The following is a 19745-nucleotide window of genomic DNA, read 5'->3' as shown; positions in this document are numbered from 1 at the left end:
GAGGATGACGCTTTAATGTACCTGACTTAGTGTGTCCGATGAGAATTTAACCCTTTATTTTGAAGGACACGCACCATGAAAAAAACACTCAGTATGATCGCCATTTCCAGCTTGGTGGCGCTCAGCGGGATAAACCTTGCACACGCTAAAATGGAAGAAGGCGTCATTAATATCTGGATCAACGGTGACAAAGGCTATAACGGTTTGGCCGAAGTGGGTAAGAAGTTTGAAGCGGACACGGGTATTAAGGTGGTCGTGGCTCACCCTGACAAAATGGAAGAGAAATACCAACAAGTGGCGTCTACAGGGGACGGTCCGGATATTGTATTTTGGGCTCACGACAGATTTGGCGGTTGGGCGCAAGCCGGGCTGTTAGCACCGGTAAAACCTTCCGCAGAATTTAAAGCGAAATTTGAAGACTTTACTTGGGACGCGATGAGCTTTAACGGCCAATATATTGGCTACCCTGTGGCGGTTGAGTCTTTGTCACTAATATACAACAAAGATTTACTGCCTGAGCCCCCCAAGACATGGGAAGAAATTGCTGCCATCGACAAAACACTGAAGGCAAAAAATAAGTCGGCCATCATGTGGAACCTACAAGAACCTTTCTTTTCGTGGCCGCTTATTGCGGCTGACGGCGGCTACGCCTTTAAAGCGAAAGAGGGGGGATACGATGTGAAAGACACGGGCGTCAATAACAAAGGCGCGCAAGCCGGCCTGCAACATATTGTCGACATGGTGAAGAATAAGCACATCAGTGCTGATGTGGATTACGCCATTGCCGAATCTGCTTTCAACAAAGGTGAAACGGCCATGACCATCAATGGACCTTGGTCTTGGGGCAATATTGATCAAAGTGGCATTAATTATGGCGTAACTGTTCTGCCTACCTTCAACGGTAAAACCGCGAAACCTTTTGTAGGGGTGTTAACGGCGGGCATTAATAGCGCAAGTCCGAATAAGGATCTGGCACAAGAGTTCATCGAAAACTATCTGTTAACCGATGAAGGTTTGGCCAAAGTGAATGCGGATAAACCTCTTGGTGCGGTTGCTCTGAAGTCTTATCAGAAAACACTGGCCGCCGACCCGCGCATTGCGGCTACCATGGAAAATGCGCAGCACGGCGAAGTGATGCCAAATATTCCGCAAATGGCCGCGTTTTGGTATGCCGAACGCAGCGCGATTATTAACGCGGTACAAGGTCGTCAAAGTGTGGCAGATGCAACGAACGATGCGGCAGCTCGTATCGTTAAATAATTTGCCTTATCGCCTTTGGCAATCTTGCCAAAGGCCCTCTGTTTGATTGCAAAATGGGGTCATTATGCCTTCAAGTGATGCTTCTTCTGTTTCTTCCACTTGGCTTAAATGGGGCATTTTAAGCTTAGTGTCTATCATCGCGGGCTACGCGATTGTGTTGATGTACGCCAAAGGTGAGTCGTCTTTTGCTTTGCTCACTTTAGTATTGGTGACCGCCGGAGTCATCGTTTTCGCGCGAAAAGACACGTATGCCCATCGTTATATTTATCCCGGTATTGCAGCGGTAGTGTTATTTATTATCTTTCCTTTGCTTTACACCGTAGGAATAGCGTTTACCAATTACAGTGGCACTAATCAGTTGTCCTATGAAAGGGTACAGCAACAATTTCTAGACCGAACCTTTGCTGACGAAGACTATAAGTTTCAATTTCAGCTTTACCACGCCGGCAATGATCAAGTGCAATTTTACTTTAGCCAAGGTGACCAAGGCTTGGTGTCTGAGCCTGTCACTTTAAACAAAGGTTTAACTCAACTTGCCATCTCGCCCACCGATGTAGTGCCGAGCGGCGAAAAAGCAAAATTGCGTTTGGTGACGCAGAACCGAAGATTGCTCAGTAAGTTAGAAGTTGTTACGCCTGACGGTACCTCGCTGGCGATGAGTGGACTGCGACAGTTCGCCGCGAAAACGTCGCTCTACTTGCTTGACCAAGACGGCGAAAGCTTGATCAATCAGCAAGACGGCAAGGTCATCAAGCCCAACTTTGACATCGGTTTTTATCAAGCGGTTAATGCGCAAGGTGAATTTGAAGGAAATCAGTTGGCGCCGGGCTTTATCGTTAGTGCCGGTTGGTTTAACTTTGAACGTATTCTCACTGATGAGGGCATACAAGGCCCCTTTATTAAGATCTTTATTTGGACGGTGATTTTTGCCGGCTTAACTGTGCTATTTACACTGGCCGTCGGCATGGTGTTAGCCAGTTTAGTGCAATGGGACGAACTAAAAGGCAAAGCGGTCTATCGCATGTTGCTTATTTTACCTTATGCGGTACCGGCGTTTATTTCCATTTTGATTTTTAAAGGCCTCTTTAACCAGAGTTTTGGCGAGATTAACCAAGTATTGGAAGGGCTATTTGGTGTGCGAGTGAATTGGTTTACCGACCCGTACCTTGCCAAAACCATGATTTTAATCGTGAATACTTGGCTGGGTTATCCTTACATCATGATCTTGTGCATGGGGCTGCTTAAGTCCATTCCTGCGGATTTATACGAAGCGTCAGCCATTGATGGCGCTGGGCCGGTACACAATTTCTTTAAAATCACTTTTCCTTTGATGATAAAACCCTTAACGCCGCTGCTGATTGCCAGCTTTGCCTTTAACTTTAACAACTTTGTATTAATCCAACTGCTCACTAATGGCGCGCCGGATATTATCGGCTCTTCCACGCCAGCAGGGCATACCGATTTATTAGTCAGTTACACTTATCGTATCGCGTTTGAAGGTGGCGGTGGTCAAGACTTTGGCCTTGCCAGTGCTATTGCAACGTTGATCTTCTTGATGGTAGGTGGACTTGCGTTACTTAACTTAAAAGCCAGCAAAAACCAATTGGCGTAGGGGGCTGTATGGCAGTTGTAAAATCGAAAAATGAGAAGTATCGGGTGTGGTTAGCACACGGACTGTTATGGCTATTTTTGGCTTTAATATTGTTCCCATTGCTGATGGTGATTGCAATTTCATTTCGAGAGGGGAATTTTGCGTCGGGTTCGCTCATTCCGACCAACCCCACGTTAGACCATTGGCGCTTAGCGTTAGGCATTGCTGTAGAGAATAGTGACGGCTCAATCACCCAGCCGCCGTTTCCGGTATTACTTTGGTTGTGGAACTCGGTCAAGGTTGCCGCAGTGACGTCTGTACTGGTGCTTATGTTATCTACCACTTGTGCGTATGCGTTTGCTCGTATGATGTTTAAGGGTAAAAAGTTGCTGCTAGAAAGCATGCTGATTTTTCAGATGTTTCCTGCGGTGTTGGCGTTGGTGGCTTTGTATGCTTTGTTCGACAAAGTGGGGCAGTATATTCCGTTTCTAGGCTTAAACACCCACGGCGGGTTGATTTTTGCTTATTTGGGCGGCATTGCGCTGCACGTTTGGACGATTAAAGGGTATTTTGAAACCATCGATAAGTCCCTTGAAGAAGCTGCCGCGCTTGATGGCGCAACACCTTGGCAAACTTTTAGAATGGTATTACTGCCCTTGTCAGTCCCGATATTGGCCGTGGTATTTATTTTGTCGTTTATCGCCGCGATTACGGAAGTGCCGGTGGCGTCAATATTGCTGCGAGACGTGGGCCAATATACCTTGGCGGTGGGCATGCAGCAGTATTTATACCCGCAGAACTATTTGTGGGGTGACTTTGCTGCGGCCGCGGTGTTGTCAGCTATTCCTATCACCTTGGTGTTTTTACTGGCGCAGAGGTGGTTGGTGGGCGGCTTGACGGCCGGCGGTAACAAAGGTTAAAGACGCATTCAGATACAAAAAAGCCAAACCGTTCGGTTTGGCTTTTTTGTATTAGCAAAGCTGTATTATTTAATGCACGTTCTTTCTACGCTCACATTATTGATCGATGGCAATCAGCTCTATATCAAAAATCAAGGTGCTGCCTGGGGCAATTTTGCCTGCCGCACGACTGCCGTAAGCTAAGTTACTGGGGATAAAAAAGCGGGTTTTCTCACCCACCACCATTAATTGCACCCCTTCGGTCCAACCTGGAATGACTTGGTTCAAGCGAAAGGTTGCTGGCTCGCCGCGATCCAGTGAACTGTCAAATACTTCGCCGTTGATCAAGGTGCCGTGATAATGCACCGTCACTTTCGAGTTGGATTTTGGGTGGCTTGAGCCAATGCCGGCTTTTAACACCTTGTATTGTAATCCCGACTCTGTGACTTTGACCCCAGCATTGTCTTGGTTTTGTTTTAGAAAAGCGCTACCTACAGCGACGTTTTTTTCTGTTTCGGCTGGATCGTGTGCACCGCGAGTGTAATAAAAAAACAATGCGGCGATAAGAATGACGCCAGTAACAAGTTTGAACACGGTAAAATTTCCTTGCAGTGTTAAGTGGCCAGTATATTACGTTAGTTTACTGTGGAGTAAAAACGCCTAACGCAATGATAAGAGTATAATTCATCAAATTAAAATAAATTGACATAATATGTCTTTGGCGTTATCGTTTTCGTCGCTGTTTAAAGTTAACTCAAAAGCATCAATAACGTATTCAAATCAAGAGCCATTTTCATTTGGCCAAAAGCACCGCTCTCATCAATGTTAAGGATAATGCAATGAAAAAACGTTCCTGGATGATGGTGCCACTGTTCTTGGTGGCAACATTGCTCTTTGCTTGTAATAAAAACGATGAGCTTTTGGTTAACGACCCCAATTGGTTTCAAGGCGAGCTAGAAACCGGCTTGCGTTATCATGTTTACCCGATGCAAGATACCAATAAACGCACCCAAGTTTATTTATATGTTGGTGTGGGCGCGATGGATGAAACCGAGCAACAACAGGGTTATGCCCATTTACTCGAGCACATGGCGTTTAATGGCACCCAGCATTTTCCTGGCCATGAGATAGCGGCCTTATTTCGCCAAGCAGGGTTGAATTTTGGCAATGACTTAAACGCTTGGACTAGCCATAAAGCCACAGTGTATACCTTGAGTATTCCTGATAACCAACCGGAATTACTTGATAAAGTGATGCTTTATTTAGCGGATGTCAGTTATCGCATGACGCTTGATGAAGCTGAAGTGGCAAAAGAAAAAGGCGTGGTAAGAGGCGAATACCATCAGCGCATTAAGCAAGAAAAAGACATTGTCAGTGCTTTTATGGAAAACTTTGCTGGCGACACAGGTTACACCTTAGCGCGGATATTGGGTACGCAAGAAAGTATTAATGGGGCCGACAAAGCGGGTTTGGATGAATTTTATCGCGCTTGGTATCAACCTCAGAATGTGCAATTACTGGTGGTGGGTGATGTTAAGCCTAAGCAAGTCACAGCGTCAGTGAAGCAACACTTTAAAGATTTTAAGCAAACAGCCAAACTACCAAAGCGCAGCCACCCTGAACCACCGCCTTTTTCCACTGAAAGTGTTGCTTTTAGCAGTAAACGAATCTTAAAACACTCTGTATCACTCAACTTTGATTTAGGTGGTGCGCCAGTGAAAGTTCAAGGTGATGTAAAACAACTTTTTTTCAAAAACTTTGTTAATTTTGCCGTTTCGCAACGTTTAGAGCGAGTCAATGAAGATAGCGGCCATTTTCTCTTCGCAAGCAGTTATCTTGGTGCTCCTGACTTTGTCAGTCAAAGGCAGTTACTTTCTACATCAACTGAACACCGTTTAGGCGAAACCAATAAGGCTTTGGCTTTTCTTAGCTCTGAAATGGCCAGGTTAGGGCAGCATGGCATTACCCGAGAAGAGTTTATCGAACTTAAGCAAACGTTCGGAAAATCTGTTACCAGTTTTGAGCAACCCCTTGATAGTGAAACGATTGTTAATAGCGCCATTGATGGTCTTATTCACGGAACAAAATTCGTCAGTTCCGCCCAAATGAAACCCATGTTTTTAGATTTCCTGCAAGAGCTTGAGTTAGATAAAGTCAACGCATATTTACATCAAGTAGTACAAACCCCGCAGCTTTCTATCAGCTTTGTTAATGTGGCACCCGTGCCGCTAAAAAAATACGAGCAGTTGATGAAAGAGCAGATTACTGCTTTACAATCACCTTATCAATATCAGCCTAAGGCGCCGAGGCAGTTATTACTTGCCACTCTCCCTGAAGCGGTTGCCCCACAAATGACCCTTGCAATGCCAGAGATTAAAGCCGAAAAAGTGACTTATGGTAATGGTGTTGAGGTGATTTTAAAACCGAATGTGGGCGAAAATGGTGACGTTGCCATTCGTTGGTCAGCGCCGGGTGGCATTCGTTCATTAGCGCCGCAATTACTCACTGCTGCGGTGTTACTGGGTGATATTTATAGCAAAGCCGAAGTCGATGGTGTCAGCCCTGCGCAAAGAGAGCGCATGTTCATCGATCACTTAACGTCTATGTATCCTTTTATTGGCGTAACGCAGCAAGGTTTTAATCTGGAGACAAAAGCCGAACAAATGGCATTTGCGTTATCCGCTATCAATGCCAGTGCAACCAAGGCAATTTTGCCGCTCGACCACTTTGAGCAGGTTAAGGGGATTGAAACCACAAACATGCGCAGTTATTTGAATCGTGCGGATGGCCAGCTACGTCATGAAAATAATCGCGTCTTATTTCCTAATAACCCGTATGAGCAGTTGTTGCCCTTATCGCATTTAAGTCGGCTTTCGCCATCACAAGCAGAGCAAGTCTACCAACAGCTGTTTAATAGCCCTAACGGCTACAAACTCACCATAGTAGGCGACTTTGACAGCGAAAAAGTGAAACCCTTACTTGACCAATTTATTGGCAGCATGCCTAAGGGCGAACTGCATACCTTTACCACGAAGCAGTCGGACTATTTGAAAGGCAAGCAAGCTTATACGCGTCAGGGGAATTTGGAAGACAGGGCTAATCTGACGATTCGCTTTCTCAGCGCCGCACAGCAGCCGAGTTTAAAGGGAATTTATGCCGCAGATTTAATCGGTCGCCTCCTGCGACAGAGCTTGAATACCCAAATCCGAGAAGAATTGTCAATGACATATGACGTTAACGCTTATTGTCACCATGATGAATCAGGCAAAAACTACACCTTATGCGGGATTAGTCTTATCACGGCCAAACAAGACGGAGAAAAAGCCATGCAAGCTTTGCACGCTGAGCTATCTAAGATAGTGGAAGCTGGCATTAGCCAAACGCAATTGGCGATGCATAAAAAAGCCCTGCATCAAGACATGCAAGAGAGCTTTGAGCAGCCAGGCTCATTGGCGAACTTTTTGCAACGTGATTTGATTTATGGTTTCGAGGTCGGGGCCGTGCTTGATAGCCAAGGCATCTTAAATCAAATCGACACGGATTATATCAATCAATACCTGCAGCAACGCTTCACTGATGCAGGCCAACTTTCATTGGTGAACTTACCTCAAGATTCCAAGTAGTTTGTTTATTGAAATTGTGCATAAGCTCATAAAGTGAGCTTATGCACATGTTTTGTATAGCTTTATTTGATAATAATTACGAAAAATATAGCAATGCCATTTATACTCAAGAAAGTATCAATGAGCTTCGAATATCGCCGTCATGAAACCAGACTTTTGCCAATTAAATACCGACGCTGCCGCTAACCAAAATAGTCCCCAACAGCCTACACAGGCTAACAACGCAGGGCCTCGTGGTTTGCTAAGCGCTCTGATGTACCTCGGGTTTGGTTTGTTGGCATGTTTTTTATTGATCGTGTTGATACAGCCCAGGATCAGTTTAAATATAGTACACCAACAGGTTGAGCAAGCTGGTGAGCAGGCGTTAGGGCGCGAGCTGACCATGGCCGGAGATACCTTTTTGAAGTTGGGTTTAAGTCCGACTTTAGAGCTGAATGACATTACCATTGCTAATGCGGATTCTTTTGAAGGTGACTTTGCTCACCTAGCGCACGCCTCCTTACAAGTCCATTTATTGCCACTGCTAAAACAACGCATCGCTGTAGGTCACGTAGACATTGCCAACATGACGTTAAATTTGCAGCGCTATGATGATATAAATAACTGGACATTTGCGATGGCGCAGCAAGGTAAGCTTGAGCCTAGTCAAACCAACACAGAAGCAGAAAGTGAGGTTACTGCGAAAGCTTCACGCTGGAAATTACAGCAAGTTGATGGCTTAACTATCAAAGCGCTCGTGGTTAACCAACAGGTGGATGAGCAAACACCGTTGCAATACCAAATTGATCACCTGCATTTAGCGGCGTTAAGTGGCGAGGGTTTATCGCTGCAAGGACAAGGTGCGTTTGCCGGCATTCCTTACCAGCTGAGAGCGAATGCCCAAGTGATCAAAGACCAAATCGCTTATCAAACCGAAGTCACCATAGGCGCTGCAGTGCTAAGCTTGAATGGCGATTTTAATAAGCAAACCCGGCTGGGCGACAGTGAGTTGAGCCTGCATGTTCCCAGCGTGCAGCATTTGCCACCCGCAATGGCAACCAGCATGGGGCCATTATTACCTATTAAGGCCAGTGCTCAACTACAAACCCAGCGCGGTCTTGCGCAGTTAACCGTTAGTCAGCTGGATTTTGCCGGTACCCATATGGAAGGCTTGTTAGATGTAAACATTCAGCAATTACCGTATCAGATTGGTGGCCACCTCAATGCCGATATCATCAATATTGGTCATTGGTTAGACCAAGATACCGAAGATGATAATTTCGCGCAGCCTGTCGCACCAGATAAGTCAGCCATCACAGCAGGTCCTTTAGTGCAGGCTAAAGCGCGCAAGCAACAGCAACTAGCAAGGCAAGAGCAGGCGCAAATTATAGCCCTTATTAATCAAACAATGGCCAAACTAGACGTTAACTTGGCCTTTTCGCTTGAGCAGTTAATCGGCTTAGATGTGGCGGTGAATGACGCTGAATTAGCGCTGAAATTGAAAAATAACCAATTAAATGCGCCGTTAAGGCTGTCGTTGGCGCAGGTGCCTTTTAATGGCGAATTAGAAGTGAAAGCTAAAGAAAAGCAATTGCAGGCCACCTTAAACTTGGCAACCCAAGACTCAGAGGTCGGCCAACTGGGCCAATGGCTGTTAGGGGTTGAGGGTGTAGCAGGTAAAGTCGAACAAGCGCAGCTATCCGTCTCAACTCGAGGTCGTCATCTAGCTCAGCTTTTAAAGCGCACTCGCTTAACTTTCGATCTTTATCAAGGGCACTTGGTGTACCCTGGTCAACAGCCGGTTTCTTTAGAGTTATCACAAGCCAAATTGGCGATGGGTTTTCATCGTGCCACTATTATGACGATGGAAGGCCGCTTGATGGCTTTGCCATTTTCACTGAATGTGATGGCTGATGCGCCTAAGCAATTGCAGAAAAATGAACCTTGGCAGGTCAAGATTGACTTTAAAGGCCCTGAAACGGAAGTCAAGCTAGTAGGCGCTGCTGCTGATAAGAGTATGCAAGACAGTGAGTTATCTTTGCATGCCAAAGTTAACCGTTTGGGTGCTATTGCGCCTTGGCTTAACATTAACCCTGACAGTGAAGAGCCACTCGAGATGTCAGGGGTATTGCGCTTGTCTCAAGGTCAGTGGCAGTTTGATTTACCGCAAATGCTTGTCGGCAAAAGCAAAGGGGAGCTGGCTTTTAAGTTCACCCCTCAACAAACGGCAAAAGTAGCAGCTGTAACGTCACAAGGGGCTACTACTAACACCCACCTAGCGTTAGAAACGAAGCTGAAAACGTTAGATTTACCTGGCTTAAAAAAGTTGGCTCCGGCGGCCATTGATGCGGCGGATAAAGACGTGGCTCAAGCCGAAAAGTCAAGCAGTGATGGCGTAGGGCTGGCCCTTAGTATGCCCATTTTACCCAGTAAAGTGAGGATTATGGACGCAGATATTGGTCTACATATTGAGCGTATTTTATTGGCTAAACATCATGTTGATAACTTGATCATCAAGGGCAAGATAGAAGATGGTTGGCTAACGCAAACACCATTTTCTTTTGCCGTGAGCGGTAATCGTTTTGCAGGTGATATGAGCTTAGATCTTCGTACTGAAAAGCCGGCGTTTAAGTTAGATTTAACGGCCAACAAACCCCGCTTGGGTCAAGTGCTGAACGATTTAGGCGTGGTAGATGATTTATCATTAGACTTAAATAAAATGGCTTTGACCGCGAGTTTTGAAGGTGCCAATGTCGCGCAAATTCTCGCATCAATGCAAATTAAAGCTGGCCTTTACGGTGGTCAGTGGACCCTAACTGACAGCAACACCGGCGCCCAAGCTGAAATTAAACTGTTTCAAGGGGAATTGACCGCAAATAAAACAGCGCCGTTATGGCTAAACTTAAACGGTCAGTTAAAACAGCAGGATTTTAATCTCGACTTGCGAACAGCATCAATTGCTGAGATAGCGAAAAAGCCGCAGCTAGTGCCACTCAATATGTCGGCAAAATTGGCTGGCATTGTGCTTACCGCCAGCAGTCAAGTTGCGCTGCCTATCAATAAACACAACCTCAATTTGGCCTTAGAGGCCAGCATGCCCAATTTACAAGAGCTGAATAAATTTAGCGCTATTGAATTACCCCCTTATGGTCCCATTGCATTATCCGGTCGGTTTAAAACTACGCCGCAAGGTTATTTTATTGAACAATTGGATCTTGCTGTGGCACAGAGTGAGTTGTCCGGTCAAATAGGACTCACGACGGCCAGCGCTAAGCCGCAATTTAGCCTTGCGTTGACGGCACCTTCTATTCAGTTAAATGATTTTAAAGCCCAGGGATGGTCACTCTTTGGCCACGATGGTGATAGCGACGAGCACGACGCCGACAAACCGGCGCAATCTAGTCCCCCTAAAGATGCGCAACAAAATGAGCCAGGCAATGCCATTTTATCGCCACAGTCACTGCAACAATTTGACGCCAAGGTGGCGATTAACGTTGAAAAAGTATTATCAGGGCAAGACCCGTTAGGCGATGGTCATTTACGGTTCAAACTTGCCAACGGCAAAGCTGAGTTGCAGGGCTTAAATTTAAATATTCCAGGTGGCCAGCTCGAGGTTAAGGGGCATTTATTCTACCAAGGTGAACAAGCCAATACTTGGCTTAATGCCGAAGTAGAGAATTTTGAATACGGCGTAATGGCGCATCGTATTGATCCTAAGTCGACCATCTCTGGTTCAATTTCTTTGGATGTTGACCTCAATGCCAAAGGCTCAGATCCAAAGGTCATGATGGAAAGTGCAACCGGACATTTTCATGTACAGGTGGTCCCTCGCCAGATAAGAGCGAACATCTTTGATATTTGGGCGGTGAGCCTAGTGTCGACTATTTTGCCAAAGGTTGTGCCTGAGAAGAAATCAGACATTAATTGTATCGTAGGGCGGTTTAATTTTGAGCAAGGCATGATAAACGAAGACATCATTTTAGCGGATACCAGTAATATGCAGGTTTTTGCTCAAACCCAGATTAATCTTGCCACAAAAGACTTAAGAGTTAGGGCAACGCCAAGAGCAAAAACGGCGCAGCTCTTTTCGCTGGAAACGCCAATTGAAGTAAGTGGCAACATTGATGATTTTAAAATCAAGGTTGCTTCCGGAGACTTATTTGAAACCTCTTACCGCTTTATCACTAGCCCTTTAGTAGCACCATTAAAATGGATTGCAGACGCGCCGGTGAACAAGTCTGGCCAACCCCAATGTCAACTCGCATGGCAAGGAAAGCTTAAGCAATCCGGTAGAAAAAAAGCCAAAGTCAAACAGGACTAACGGGCAAATTACTTAATAGTTTCTGCCTAATGATACAGGCCGAGCGCCAGGCTTGTCATTGGCCAAAAATCAAAATTAGAGTTATCCACTATTAAAATCATCTATAACGGTAAAATTAACCAATATTAATGATCTTTTTATGTTAATTGCATGTTGCTTGCGCATTAAATGAGTGCGCTTTGTGTGATACCTGTCACGCTAATTGTAAATATTACTTTTAATGAGAATTAATATCAATATCATTCGGGCCATTCTAATGGAGTACGAATGAATATGAAATTAACTATCATTGCATCTGCAATTGTCTCAGCGATAATTGCGCCGAGTGTTTTTGCTGAATCAGAAACGGGTCAAGTGTCGGACAAAGTGGTTGTGACAGGTGAGAAATTCACCGCTTACACGGCTGATACCAACACCAGTATGAAGATTGAAGTAGACCAACTTGACACCCCAGGTCAGGTAACTGTGATCAACTCTGAATTGATTGATGATCAACGTGCAAGCTCTCTGAGTGAAGTGCTGGCAAACGATGCAAGTATTTCTGTCGGTAATACTACCTCTCGTAACCGAGAGCGTTTCTCGTTGCGTGGTTTTGAACTTGGCAGTAGTTCAGGTTTTTTAAGGGACGGTCGAGTGCATTGGTCGCATTATCGCCAACCGATAGAGTTGTTAGAGTCAGTAGAAATTTTAAAAGGCCCTTCAGGCTTGTTATACGGTAAATCATCGCCAGCGGGTATCGTCAATATGGTCAGCAAAAAGCCGACTCATGAAACCCAGATTAATTTCTCTCAAGACTTAGGCTCCAACAATCATACTCGTACCATATTTGATATCAGCGGCTCGCTAAATGAAGCTGAAACCGTTCGTGGGCGCTTCATTACCAGTAAAGAAAATAAAGATAATTGGCGGGATTACTTAGACGGTCAAACCGGTGAAACCGACCGTTTTATTGGCGCCATGATGTTAGACTTTGATCTGACCGAGAGCGTGACTTTAGGTTTGCATTATGACCGCACTGAAGACACAGGCAATGTTGACACGGGCTCGCCTGTTGACGATAACGGCAAGCCTATTAACCCTAAACACTCTTATGATGCGTCTTGGTCTGAAATTGAAAACGTTTCGGAAAACATGGGCTTTGACGTTAATGCAGCGCTTAATAGCGAGTGGAAACTTGCCACCGGATACAACCATCAGAAATTCAAACGTCATGATGTTGAATCTGGCATGCCGACCCGAAATGACGATGGTAGCTTAACCTATGGCGGCTTTGATCGTAAAGATCATTGGAAATTTGATACGGCGTATTTCGACGTAACGGGTGATCTAGAACTGGCGGGCATGCGCCACCAAATTTTAGTCGGTGCAGACGCGCTGCGCTACTCTTACGAACGCGACCAATACAGCATGAATAAAGTGACGGTCAACCCGGGTGAAACGCCAGTGCCAAGTGTCAACCCAGATCGTCGCCGTACTTCGAACAGTAACTACGAGTCATACGGCTTTTACGTCCAAGACCTAGTGAGTTTTAACTCTCAATGGCAAGGTTTAGCCGGCGTACGTGTCGACCATTATGTCAACGACGACAACGAATCACAAACCAACTTCTTACCTAAAGTGGCGGTAATGTATCACCCAATGAGTAACGGTACTATTTACGCTACCTACTCTGAGAGTTTTGAACCGCTAGGCACAGTTACTTCATCACCCGATGAGATAGATCTTAATGACGGTAAGCAACTAGACCCAGTGAAAGGGCGTTTGTATGAATTAGGTACGAAGTGGAACTTACTGGATGAAAAGCTGTTTGTATCCAGTGCCGTATTCCAAATTACCGAAGACAATACCGTCATTGTTGAAGACCGCGATCCAGGCCTTTGTAGCACGCCAAGTTGTGTTGAGACCACCCAAAATGGCTCTCGCACTCACACTGGTGTGGAGTTAGCGGTAAGCGGCAGCGCAACTGACGACTTACACCTGTTCTCTACCTTTATGTATTTAGATGCAGAGTTCGATAAACATCAAAACCCTGACTTGGAAGGCAAACGACCGGCTGATGTGCCAGAGTTTAGCGCCAGTATTTGGGGTAAATATGACATTACCAACAATACCGGTTTTAACTTAGGTGCTTACTATGTCGGCTCTCGTTACGGCGACGATATGAATACCTTCAAAAAAGACGCCTATACCCGTGTCGATGCCGGTCTGTCTCATCATTATCAATACGACCAAGACTTGGCTTTTGTGATACGCGCTAAAGTTGAAAACGTGTTCAATGAAGATTACCTATTAGGCGGCGATCAACGTGCGGTTGTGGTAGGTGAAGAGCGTAACTATCTGTTAAGCCTTGAAATGAAATACTAGAGGTTTACAAGTACGCGCTGAAGCCATTGCTTAGGCGCGTACTGGATTGTATATGAAACGATTACAGCAAAAAGGTTTTCAAACTTGGTCACGCAGGATCCACGTTTATAGCTCCATGTGTTTGTTGCTGGCGGTGGCATTTTTTGCCATTACGGGCATCACGCTCAACCGCGCCAGTTGGTTTACGGGAGAACCCGATATAACGTTGGTCGAACACACATTTCCTCGTCAGCTATTTGATGAGCAATGGCAATTAGACCAACCGCAACTGATGGCGTATTTACAGCAGCAGTTTGCCGTCTCAGGCCAAGCTTCGAGTATCAGTGTTTTGCTCGACAAGGTGTCAGAGTCAGACATTGAAGGTGAAGTGAGCTTAGATTTTAAAGGGCCGGGCAGCAATACATCTGTGTTTATCGAATTGCCGAGCTTACACGGTGAAGTTGAGACCATAGATTACGGCACAGTAGCCTGGTTAAACGACCTGCATAAGGGGCGCAACACGGGGCCTGCTTGGCATTGGTTTATCGATCTTTGCGCCGTCATCATGTTGCTGTTTTTGGTCACTGGCATCTTTTTACTTTTACCCAAGAAAAAAACATTGCGCAGCGCCATGCTGTGGTTGGGCTTTGGCTCAGTGGTGACCTTGGCGTTTTATGGTTTTGTGTAACCACTGGTTACCACATGCTCAACGAGCATGTATTTAGGAGAACAATATGCATTTTTCTGATGCGCGTTTCATTCATCGCGGGTTTGTCATTATGGCGCTGTTTGTGGCTGCATTCACCATGCCAGCAGCGCAAGCTGAGCCTTTACCTACAGGGGCAACGTTCAGTATTGCACTGACTTTACCTGAGTTAAATACCACCATGTATGCACGTCCTTACGTCGCTATTTGGGTGGAAAATAGCGAACGTAAAGTGGTGAAAAACATCAGTTTGTGGACCGGTCGCCAAACCGAGTGGTTAAAAGATATTCGCACCTGGTGGCGAAAATTTGGCCGTTATCACGTCACTGACATTGATGGTTATTCTTCTGCTACCAAACCAGCAGGCGATTATACCATTCGTTGGGACGGCAAATCGGAGCAAGATGACATCATTGCCCAAGGCGATTACACCCTTTTTATTGAAGTGGTGCGTGAGCATGGCGGCAGAGACGTTTTAAAGCAAGCCATGACGTTGGCAGACAAAAGCCAGAGTTGGCAACTACCAGCGGCTGCGGAAGTGGGGCCTGTCACTATCCATTATCAAGTTGGGCAATAGCTAAAAACACTGGCCTAGCTTCAACATAAATCCTGTAATTAAGCGAAGAGAAAATAATGAAAACAATATTTAAACGCCTTAGTAGCCTTGCTTTTATCATTAGCGCAAGTGCATGCGTATTGCTGCCGTCAATGGCTTCTGCCCATCCTAGCTGGGTACTACCGTCGCATTTTAGCGTGTCTAAGCAAGAAGGGGATTGGATTACGTTTGATGTTACCGCCTCTCACGGTACCTTTGTGGCGGATAAACCTGCCAGTGCTGAAGGCACTTATGTGCTCATGCCTGATGGTCGCAAAGAACGACCTGCCTATACGGTTAAAGGCAAGCGCCGTTCTGTGTTTGACTTTTTCTTTGTTGAGCAAGGCACCCATAAGGTGGTGGCGGATAATCCTGCTATGTACTTAACCACGTTTAAGTCTGGCCGACGTGACGCGGTGAAACGTATTCGCGCGAATAAGTCTGACCGCGCTCAAATGTTGCCTAAAGATGCCAAAGATGTGGTGTCGATGAAGTATCAGCGCCGCGCAGAAACTTACATCACGGTGAATGCACCTTCAGAAAAAGCGCTGGCTCCGAGCAATAAAGGTTTCGAAGCCCTTCCTGTTACCTTGCCTGGCGACATGGTCGAAGGTGAGCCTGTGGTATTTAAATACTTGTTTAATGGGCAACCCGCCAGTGGTTTAGAAGTGGAAATTCGACGCGAAGGTACCTTGTACCGCAATCAGCAAGAAGAGGTTATTTTAACCGCAAACGAGCAAGGTGAAATTCGCTTTACGCCGAAAGCTGCAGGGCGCTATTTGTCCATTGCTGTGCACAGCGACAAAGTTGAAAATGATCCGTTAGCCGACCAGCATCGCACCATGTTAAACATCACCTTTGAAGTGCAGCTTAACTAACCTTCGCCACCTGTATGATCTACACCAAAAAAGTCTGCTGCATTACAGCAGACTTTCTGAGTGTTTGCCTTTGCCAAGTTTTGGCTGGAGTAAAAAATGAAAAAATGCTGGCACCCCTTGATGTTGTTGACGCTTTGTTTGCCTTCATTGGCGTGGGCACACTGGGGCACAATGGAGTGCACTAAGTTGTCTTCTGAGCAGCTGCAATGTCAAGTTGGCTGGAGTGATGGTAGCGGCGCAACGAATTATGACGTGATGCTATACGACTATGACGATCAGCTGTTGCAACAACAAGTGTCTAACGAGCGTTCCTTAGTGCAATTTTCTGTGCCTGAGGGTGACTATTATATCGTGTTTGACCCCGGTCATGAGTTTGCAATTGAGGTAGACGGCGTTGATATCAAATAATGCAACTCATCAAGCAGCGACGCCTTCTGAGGGGGTGACGGTTAAAGTTAAGCCTGCCAATGGCTCGCAAGAGAGTCTGTTTGTGGGGCTGTGCATTGGCGCCATTTTGCTTATTGCAGCAGGCGCCTTGTTATTTTTTTTACCCGCGCCACCTGCGCCTGCATTACTCGCAGGCGATATCGCGTCGTCGCAATTAAGCAATGGCCAAAAAGCATTGTTAACCGAACTCAATACCGCAGCACAAGATATTCAAATGTGGCGACAAGGTGAAGAACGTTGGCCCAGTGCCAGCGAGTTAGCTCAAGAGTGGATTGCACCGTTTAACCAAGACGCCAGTTGGCGCAGTCGAGGCGGCCATCAATGGCAACACTTATCCCGCGGCGACCAGCAATGGTATTGGTCTTGGCCAACGGTTGAAAGTACACAAAGCTTGGCGGTGACTAGCATGTTATTGCAAGTTTCGCCGCAAGGTGAGTGGCGCGTATGGTTTGCTAAGTCACAGCCTTATTCAACTCTATCAGCCATGGAACAGGCACTTATTTATGCGGCATCGACTCCCGATGTGACCGCTCAACTTAAAGCAGCCGGTTGGCTGCGCGTAATCAACGAGGACCATCGTGCTCATTAAAGTCTGTTTCTTTTTAATCGCGGTTTTCTATGCGAGCTTTGGCCAAGCCAGTGAAAACAAAAAGCTGAATATTGGCATCGCTTTACACCCTTACTACAGTTATGTTGCCAATATCGTAGGGGATAAAGCTAACATTATTCCTCTTGTGGATCATGGTTTTAACCCTCATGCCTACCAGCCTCAGCCAAACGATATGTTACGCCTTCAGAAAATGGATGCGATTGTGGTAAACGGCATTGGCCATGACGACTTCGCCATGAAAGTCATAGCCTCTTCGGCGCGAGAGGACTTGATAGTCATCAATGCGAACCAAGACGTGCCGCTTTTAGCTGCTATGGGCGCGTCAGTTGGGCAGGGTGCTAAAAACCCTCACACCTTTGTGGGGCTGTCAACCAGCATTCAAAAGGTCTATACCATCGCTAGAGCTTTGGCTGAGATAGACCCAGATAATCAAGCTTACTACCTCGGCAACGCCCGCCAATTTGCCAAGCAAATGCGAGCCATTAAACGCCAAGCCATGGCTGAGTTGGTGCAGCTTGATACGCGGCATATTAAGGTGGCGACCACTCACAATGCGTATAACTATCTATTGCAAGAATTTGGCATTGAAGTGGCGACCGTGATAGAACCCGCCCACGGCGTAGAGCCAAGTGCCAGCCAATTAAAAACCACCATTGATAACATCAATCAATCACACATTAATGTGTTGTTTTATGAACTGGATATGCCAAACCGATTTGTCGATACCATAGAGCAAGCCACAGGGGTGCAGTTGTATCGGTTTTCTCACATGACCCACGGTCCCTATGAAAAAGACAAGGTGGTGCAAGAAATGAAGCAAAACGTGAGCACATTAGTGGAAGCGATTAAGTTTGCAGAGCGGCAGGCAAAATCATGAGTGGCGCGATACATTTGCAACACGTGGGTGTGGACTATGGCCAAGGCTGGGTCTTAGAAGCGATCAACCACAGTTTTGAGCCTGGTCAATGTCACATCATCATGGGGCCCAATGGTGGCGGAAAAACCTCATTGTTTCGCTCTGTATTAGGCTTAACGCCTTTTGTCGGTGATATCAGCGTGCAGTGGCCCAGCGGTCGAGTTGGACGCTTAGGTTACGTGCCACAAAAAGCGATATTTGAACAAAGCTTGCCATTAACCGTACTGGATTTTGTGTTACTTAACCTGACCAAGGTGCCATTATTTTTAGCGCCTTTGTGGCCCGGTTTCAAGCAACAACGAGCGCAAGCGCTGGCCAGTCTCACTCGAGTTGGCATGGCGCAACGAGCGCATTTACGCATGGGGCAGTTATCCGGAGGCGAACAGCAGCGAGTATTATTTGCTCAAGCATTATTGCACCACCCCGACGTGCTAATTTTGGATGAGCCCACCACAGGCATGGACGAAGCGGGCGTGCAGTATTTAGAAAATTTGATGCATGAGCTGGTGGCGCAGGGCAAAACCATTTTAGCCGTACACCATGACATTGCCGCTGTGCGCCGAATATTAGCGCGCACGCCAGGTAAAGTGCACATAGTGAATCATCACTTGGTAGACTCAGGTCCTGTTGAAGACGTCTTGACCAGTGCCAAAATTGAAACCTTATTTCAACATTTTAGCGCCAGGAGAGCCTAATGCAGTGGTTATATTCTTTCGCTGAACAAGCCAGCTCAGCTGGCTGGTTACACCCTTCTTTAGCCTATGCATTTATGGTGAATGCATTGGTTGCCGCGTGCCTTCTTGGACCTTTACTTGGCGGTCTTGGCACCATGGTGGTGGCGAAGCGGTTAGCGTTTTTCTCAGAGGCCGTGGGGCATGCTGCCATTACGGGCATCGCGCTGGGCATTTTGCTGGGTGAGTCACCGGACAGCCCTTTTATCGGCTTATTTAGCTTTTGTTTGATTTTTGCGCTGTTATTGCACTATGTTCGCAACCGAACTCAAGTGCCTTACGACACATTGGTTGGCGTATTCTTAGCCATTGCGCTGGCATTGGGCGGCGCTTTGTTAATGTACGTAGCCAAAAAAATCAATATACACCTGCTTGAAAACGTCTTGTTTGGATCCATTTTAGCGGTAGCGGCCAGCGATATTATTATTTTGTTGGTGGTGGGATCTGTGCTGTGTGTGCTATTTATGCTGTGTTATAACCGCATGCTGCTGGCGGCGATCAGTCCTGATATTGCCAAAGTACGTGGCATTGCCGTAGTGTTGCTGGATTACAGCTTTGTACTGATGGTGACCCTAGTGACTATTATTTCGGTCAAAGTGATCGGGGCTATTTTGGTGGGCGCATTATTGCTTATTCCCGCTGCTACCGCGCGTTTATTGTGTCGCACAAATGCCGGTTTTGTTATTTGCTCGGCTGTAATCGCAACGATCAGTTGCTTGCTGGGCACCTTATTACCCATGCGCTTAGATCTCGCAATTCCCTCTGGCGCCGCCATTATTTTGTTAGCCGGCGGGTTCTTTTTAATGGCTAACGCCTATCAAATCCTTTGTAAACGAGGAAATTAAG

General features: G+C 46.2%; 15 protein-coding genes. 14 read left to right on the top strand and 1 reads right to left on the bottom strand.

Annotation, left to right across the window (positions count from 1 at the left end; genetic code table 11):
• Nucleotides 1–75: 75 nt before the first annotated feature.
• The 3 genes from malE (at nt 76) to malG (ending at nt 3771) form a co-directional block, all read left to right on the top strand.
• Nucleotides 76–1260 carry a maltose/maltodextrin ABC transporter substrate-binding protein MalE gene (malE, locus tag D1Z90_RS10190; protein ID WP_119910644.1) on the top strand — a complete coding sequence of 395 codons (1185 nt, stop codon included), beginning with the start codon at nt 76–78 and terminating at the stop codon, nt 1258–1260.
• A gap of 64 nt (nt 1261–1324) precedes the next feature.
• Nucleotides 1325–2872: a maltose ABC transporter permease MalF gene (gene malF, locus D1Z90_RS10185; RefSeq protein ID WP_119910643.1), complete on the top strand. Its 1548-nt coding sequence runs from the start codon at nt 1325–1327 to the stop codon at nt 2870–2872.
• 8 nt (nt 2873–2880) lie between these two features.
• On the top strand, nt 2881–3771 hold the full coding sequence (gene malG, locus D1Z90_RS10180) for a maltose ABC transporter permease MalG (RefSeq protein WP_119910642.1): 891 nt from the start codon (nt 2881–2883) through the stop codon (nt 3769–3771).
• 96 nt (nt 3772–3867) lie between these two features.
• On the opposite strand, the gene bamJ is transcribed toward malG, so the two are convergent.
• On the bottom strand, nt 3868–4344 hold the full coding sequence (gene bamJ, locus D1Z90_RS10175; protein WP_119910641.1) for a BamJ family beta-barrel-assembly machinery protein: 477 nt from the start codon (nt 4342–4344) through the stop codon (nt 3868–3870).
• Nucleotides 4345–4589: 245 nt separating this feature from the next.
• On the opposite strand from bamJ, the gene D1Z90_RS10170 reads away from it, so the two are divergent.
• From D1Z90_RS10170 to D1Z90_RS10120, 11 genes are all read left to right on the top strand, one after another.
• Complete coding sequence (locus tag D1Z90_RS10170) at nt 4590–7373, top strand: M16 family metallopeptidase (protein WP_119910640.1); 2784 nt, start codon at nt 4590–4592, stop codon at nt 7371–7373.
• 142 nt (nt 7374–7515) lie between these two features.
• Nucleotides 7516–11673, top strand: a complete 4158-nt coding sequence (locus D1Z90_RS10165; protein ID WP_119910639.1) for an AsmA family protein — start codon at nt 7516–7518, stop codon at nt 11671–11673.
• 267 nt (nt 11674–11940) lie between these two features.
• Nucleotides 11941–14037, top strand: coding sequence for a TonB-dependent siderophore receptor (locus D1Z90_RS10160; RefSeq protein ID WP_119910638.1), 2097 nt, complete (start codon nt 11941–11943; stop codon nt 14035–14037).
• A 52-nt stretch (nt 14038–14089) separates the two neighbouring features.
• Nucleotides 14090–14704 carry a PepSY-associated TM helix domain-containing protein gene (locus D1Z90_RS10155; protein WP_119910637.1) on the top strand — a complete coding sequence of 205 codons (615 nt, stop codon included), beginning with the start codon at nt 14090–14092 and terminating at the stop codon, nt 14702–14704.
• 46 nt (nt 14705–14750) lie between these two features.
• Nucleotides 14751–15299, top strand: a complete 549-nt coding sequence (locus D1Z90_RS10150) for a DUF2271 domain-containing protein (protein WP_119910636.1) — start codon at nt 14751–14753, stop codon at nt 15297–15299.
• A 56-nt stretch (nt 15300–15355) separates the two neighbouring features.
• Nucleotides 15356–16195, top strand: a complete 840-nt coding sequence (locus D1Z90_RS10145) for a DUF4198 domain-containing protein (protein WP_119910635.1) — start codon at nt 15356–15358, stop codon at nt 16193–16195.
• 96 nt (nt 16196–16291) lie between these two features.
• Nucleotides 16292–16603 carry a hypothetical protein gene (locus D1Z90_RS10140; RefSeq protein WP_198419106.1) on the top strand — a complete coding sequence of 104 codons (312 nt, stop codon included), beginning with the start codon at nt 16292–16294 and terminating at the stop codon, nt 16601–16603.
• Nucleotides 16590–17231, top strand: coding sequence for a DUF6162 family protein (locus tag D1Z90_RS10135; protein WP_119910634.1), 642 nt, complete (start codon nt 16590–16592; stop codon nt 17229–17231). Before D1Z90_RS10140 ends, D1Z90_RS10135 begins: the two co-directional genes overlap by 14 nt.
• A complete protein-coding gene (locus tag D1Z90_RS10130; protein ID WP_232525234.1) occupies nt 17221–18129 on the top strand; it encodes a metal ABC transporter solute-binding protein, Zn/Mn family in 909 nt (302 codons plus the stop codon). Before D1Z90_RS10135 ends, D1Z90_RS10130 begins: the two co-directional genes overlap by 11 nt.
• Nucleotides 18126–18863 (top strand): metal ABC transporter ATP-binding protein, encoded by a 738-nt coding sequence (locus D1Z90_RS10125; RefSeq protein WP_119910633.1) that lies wholly within the window; start codon nt 18126–18128, stop codon nt 18861–18863. The genes D1Z90_RS10130 and D1Z90_RS10125 overlap by 4 nt, the downstream gene beginning before the upstream one ends.
• On the top strand, nt 18863–19744 hold the full coding sequence (locus D1Z90_RS10120) for a metal ABC transporter permease (protein WP_119910632.1): 882 nt from the start codon (nt 18863–18865) through the stop codon (nt 19742–19744). Before D1Z90_RS10125 ends, D1Z90_RS10120 begins: the two co-directional genes overlap by 1 nt.
• Nucleotide 19745: the final 1 nt, after the last annotated feature.

Source organism: Motilimonas pumila (assembly GCF_003596335.1).
GTDB lineage: Bacteria > Pseudomonadota > Gammaproteobacteria > Enterobacterales > CBDFNC01 > Motilimonas > Motilimonas pumila.
This window is presented reverse-complemented; position numbering and strand designations above follow the sequence as displayed.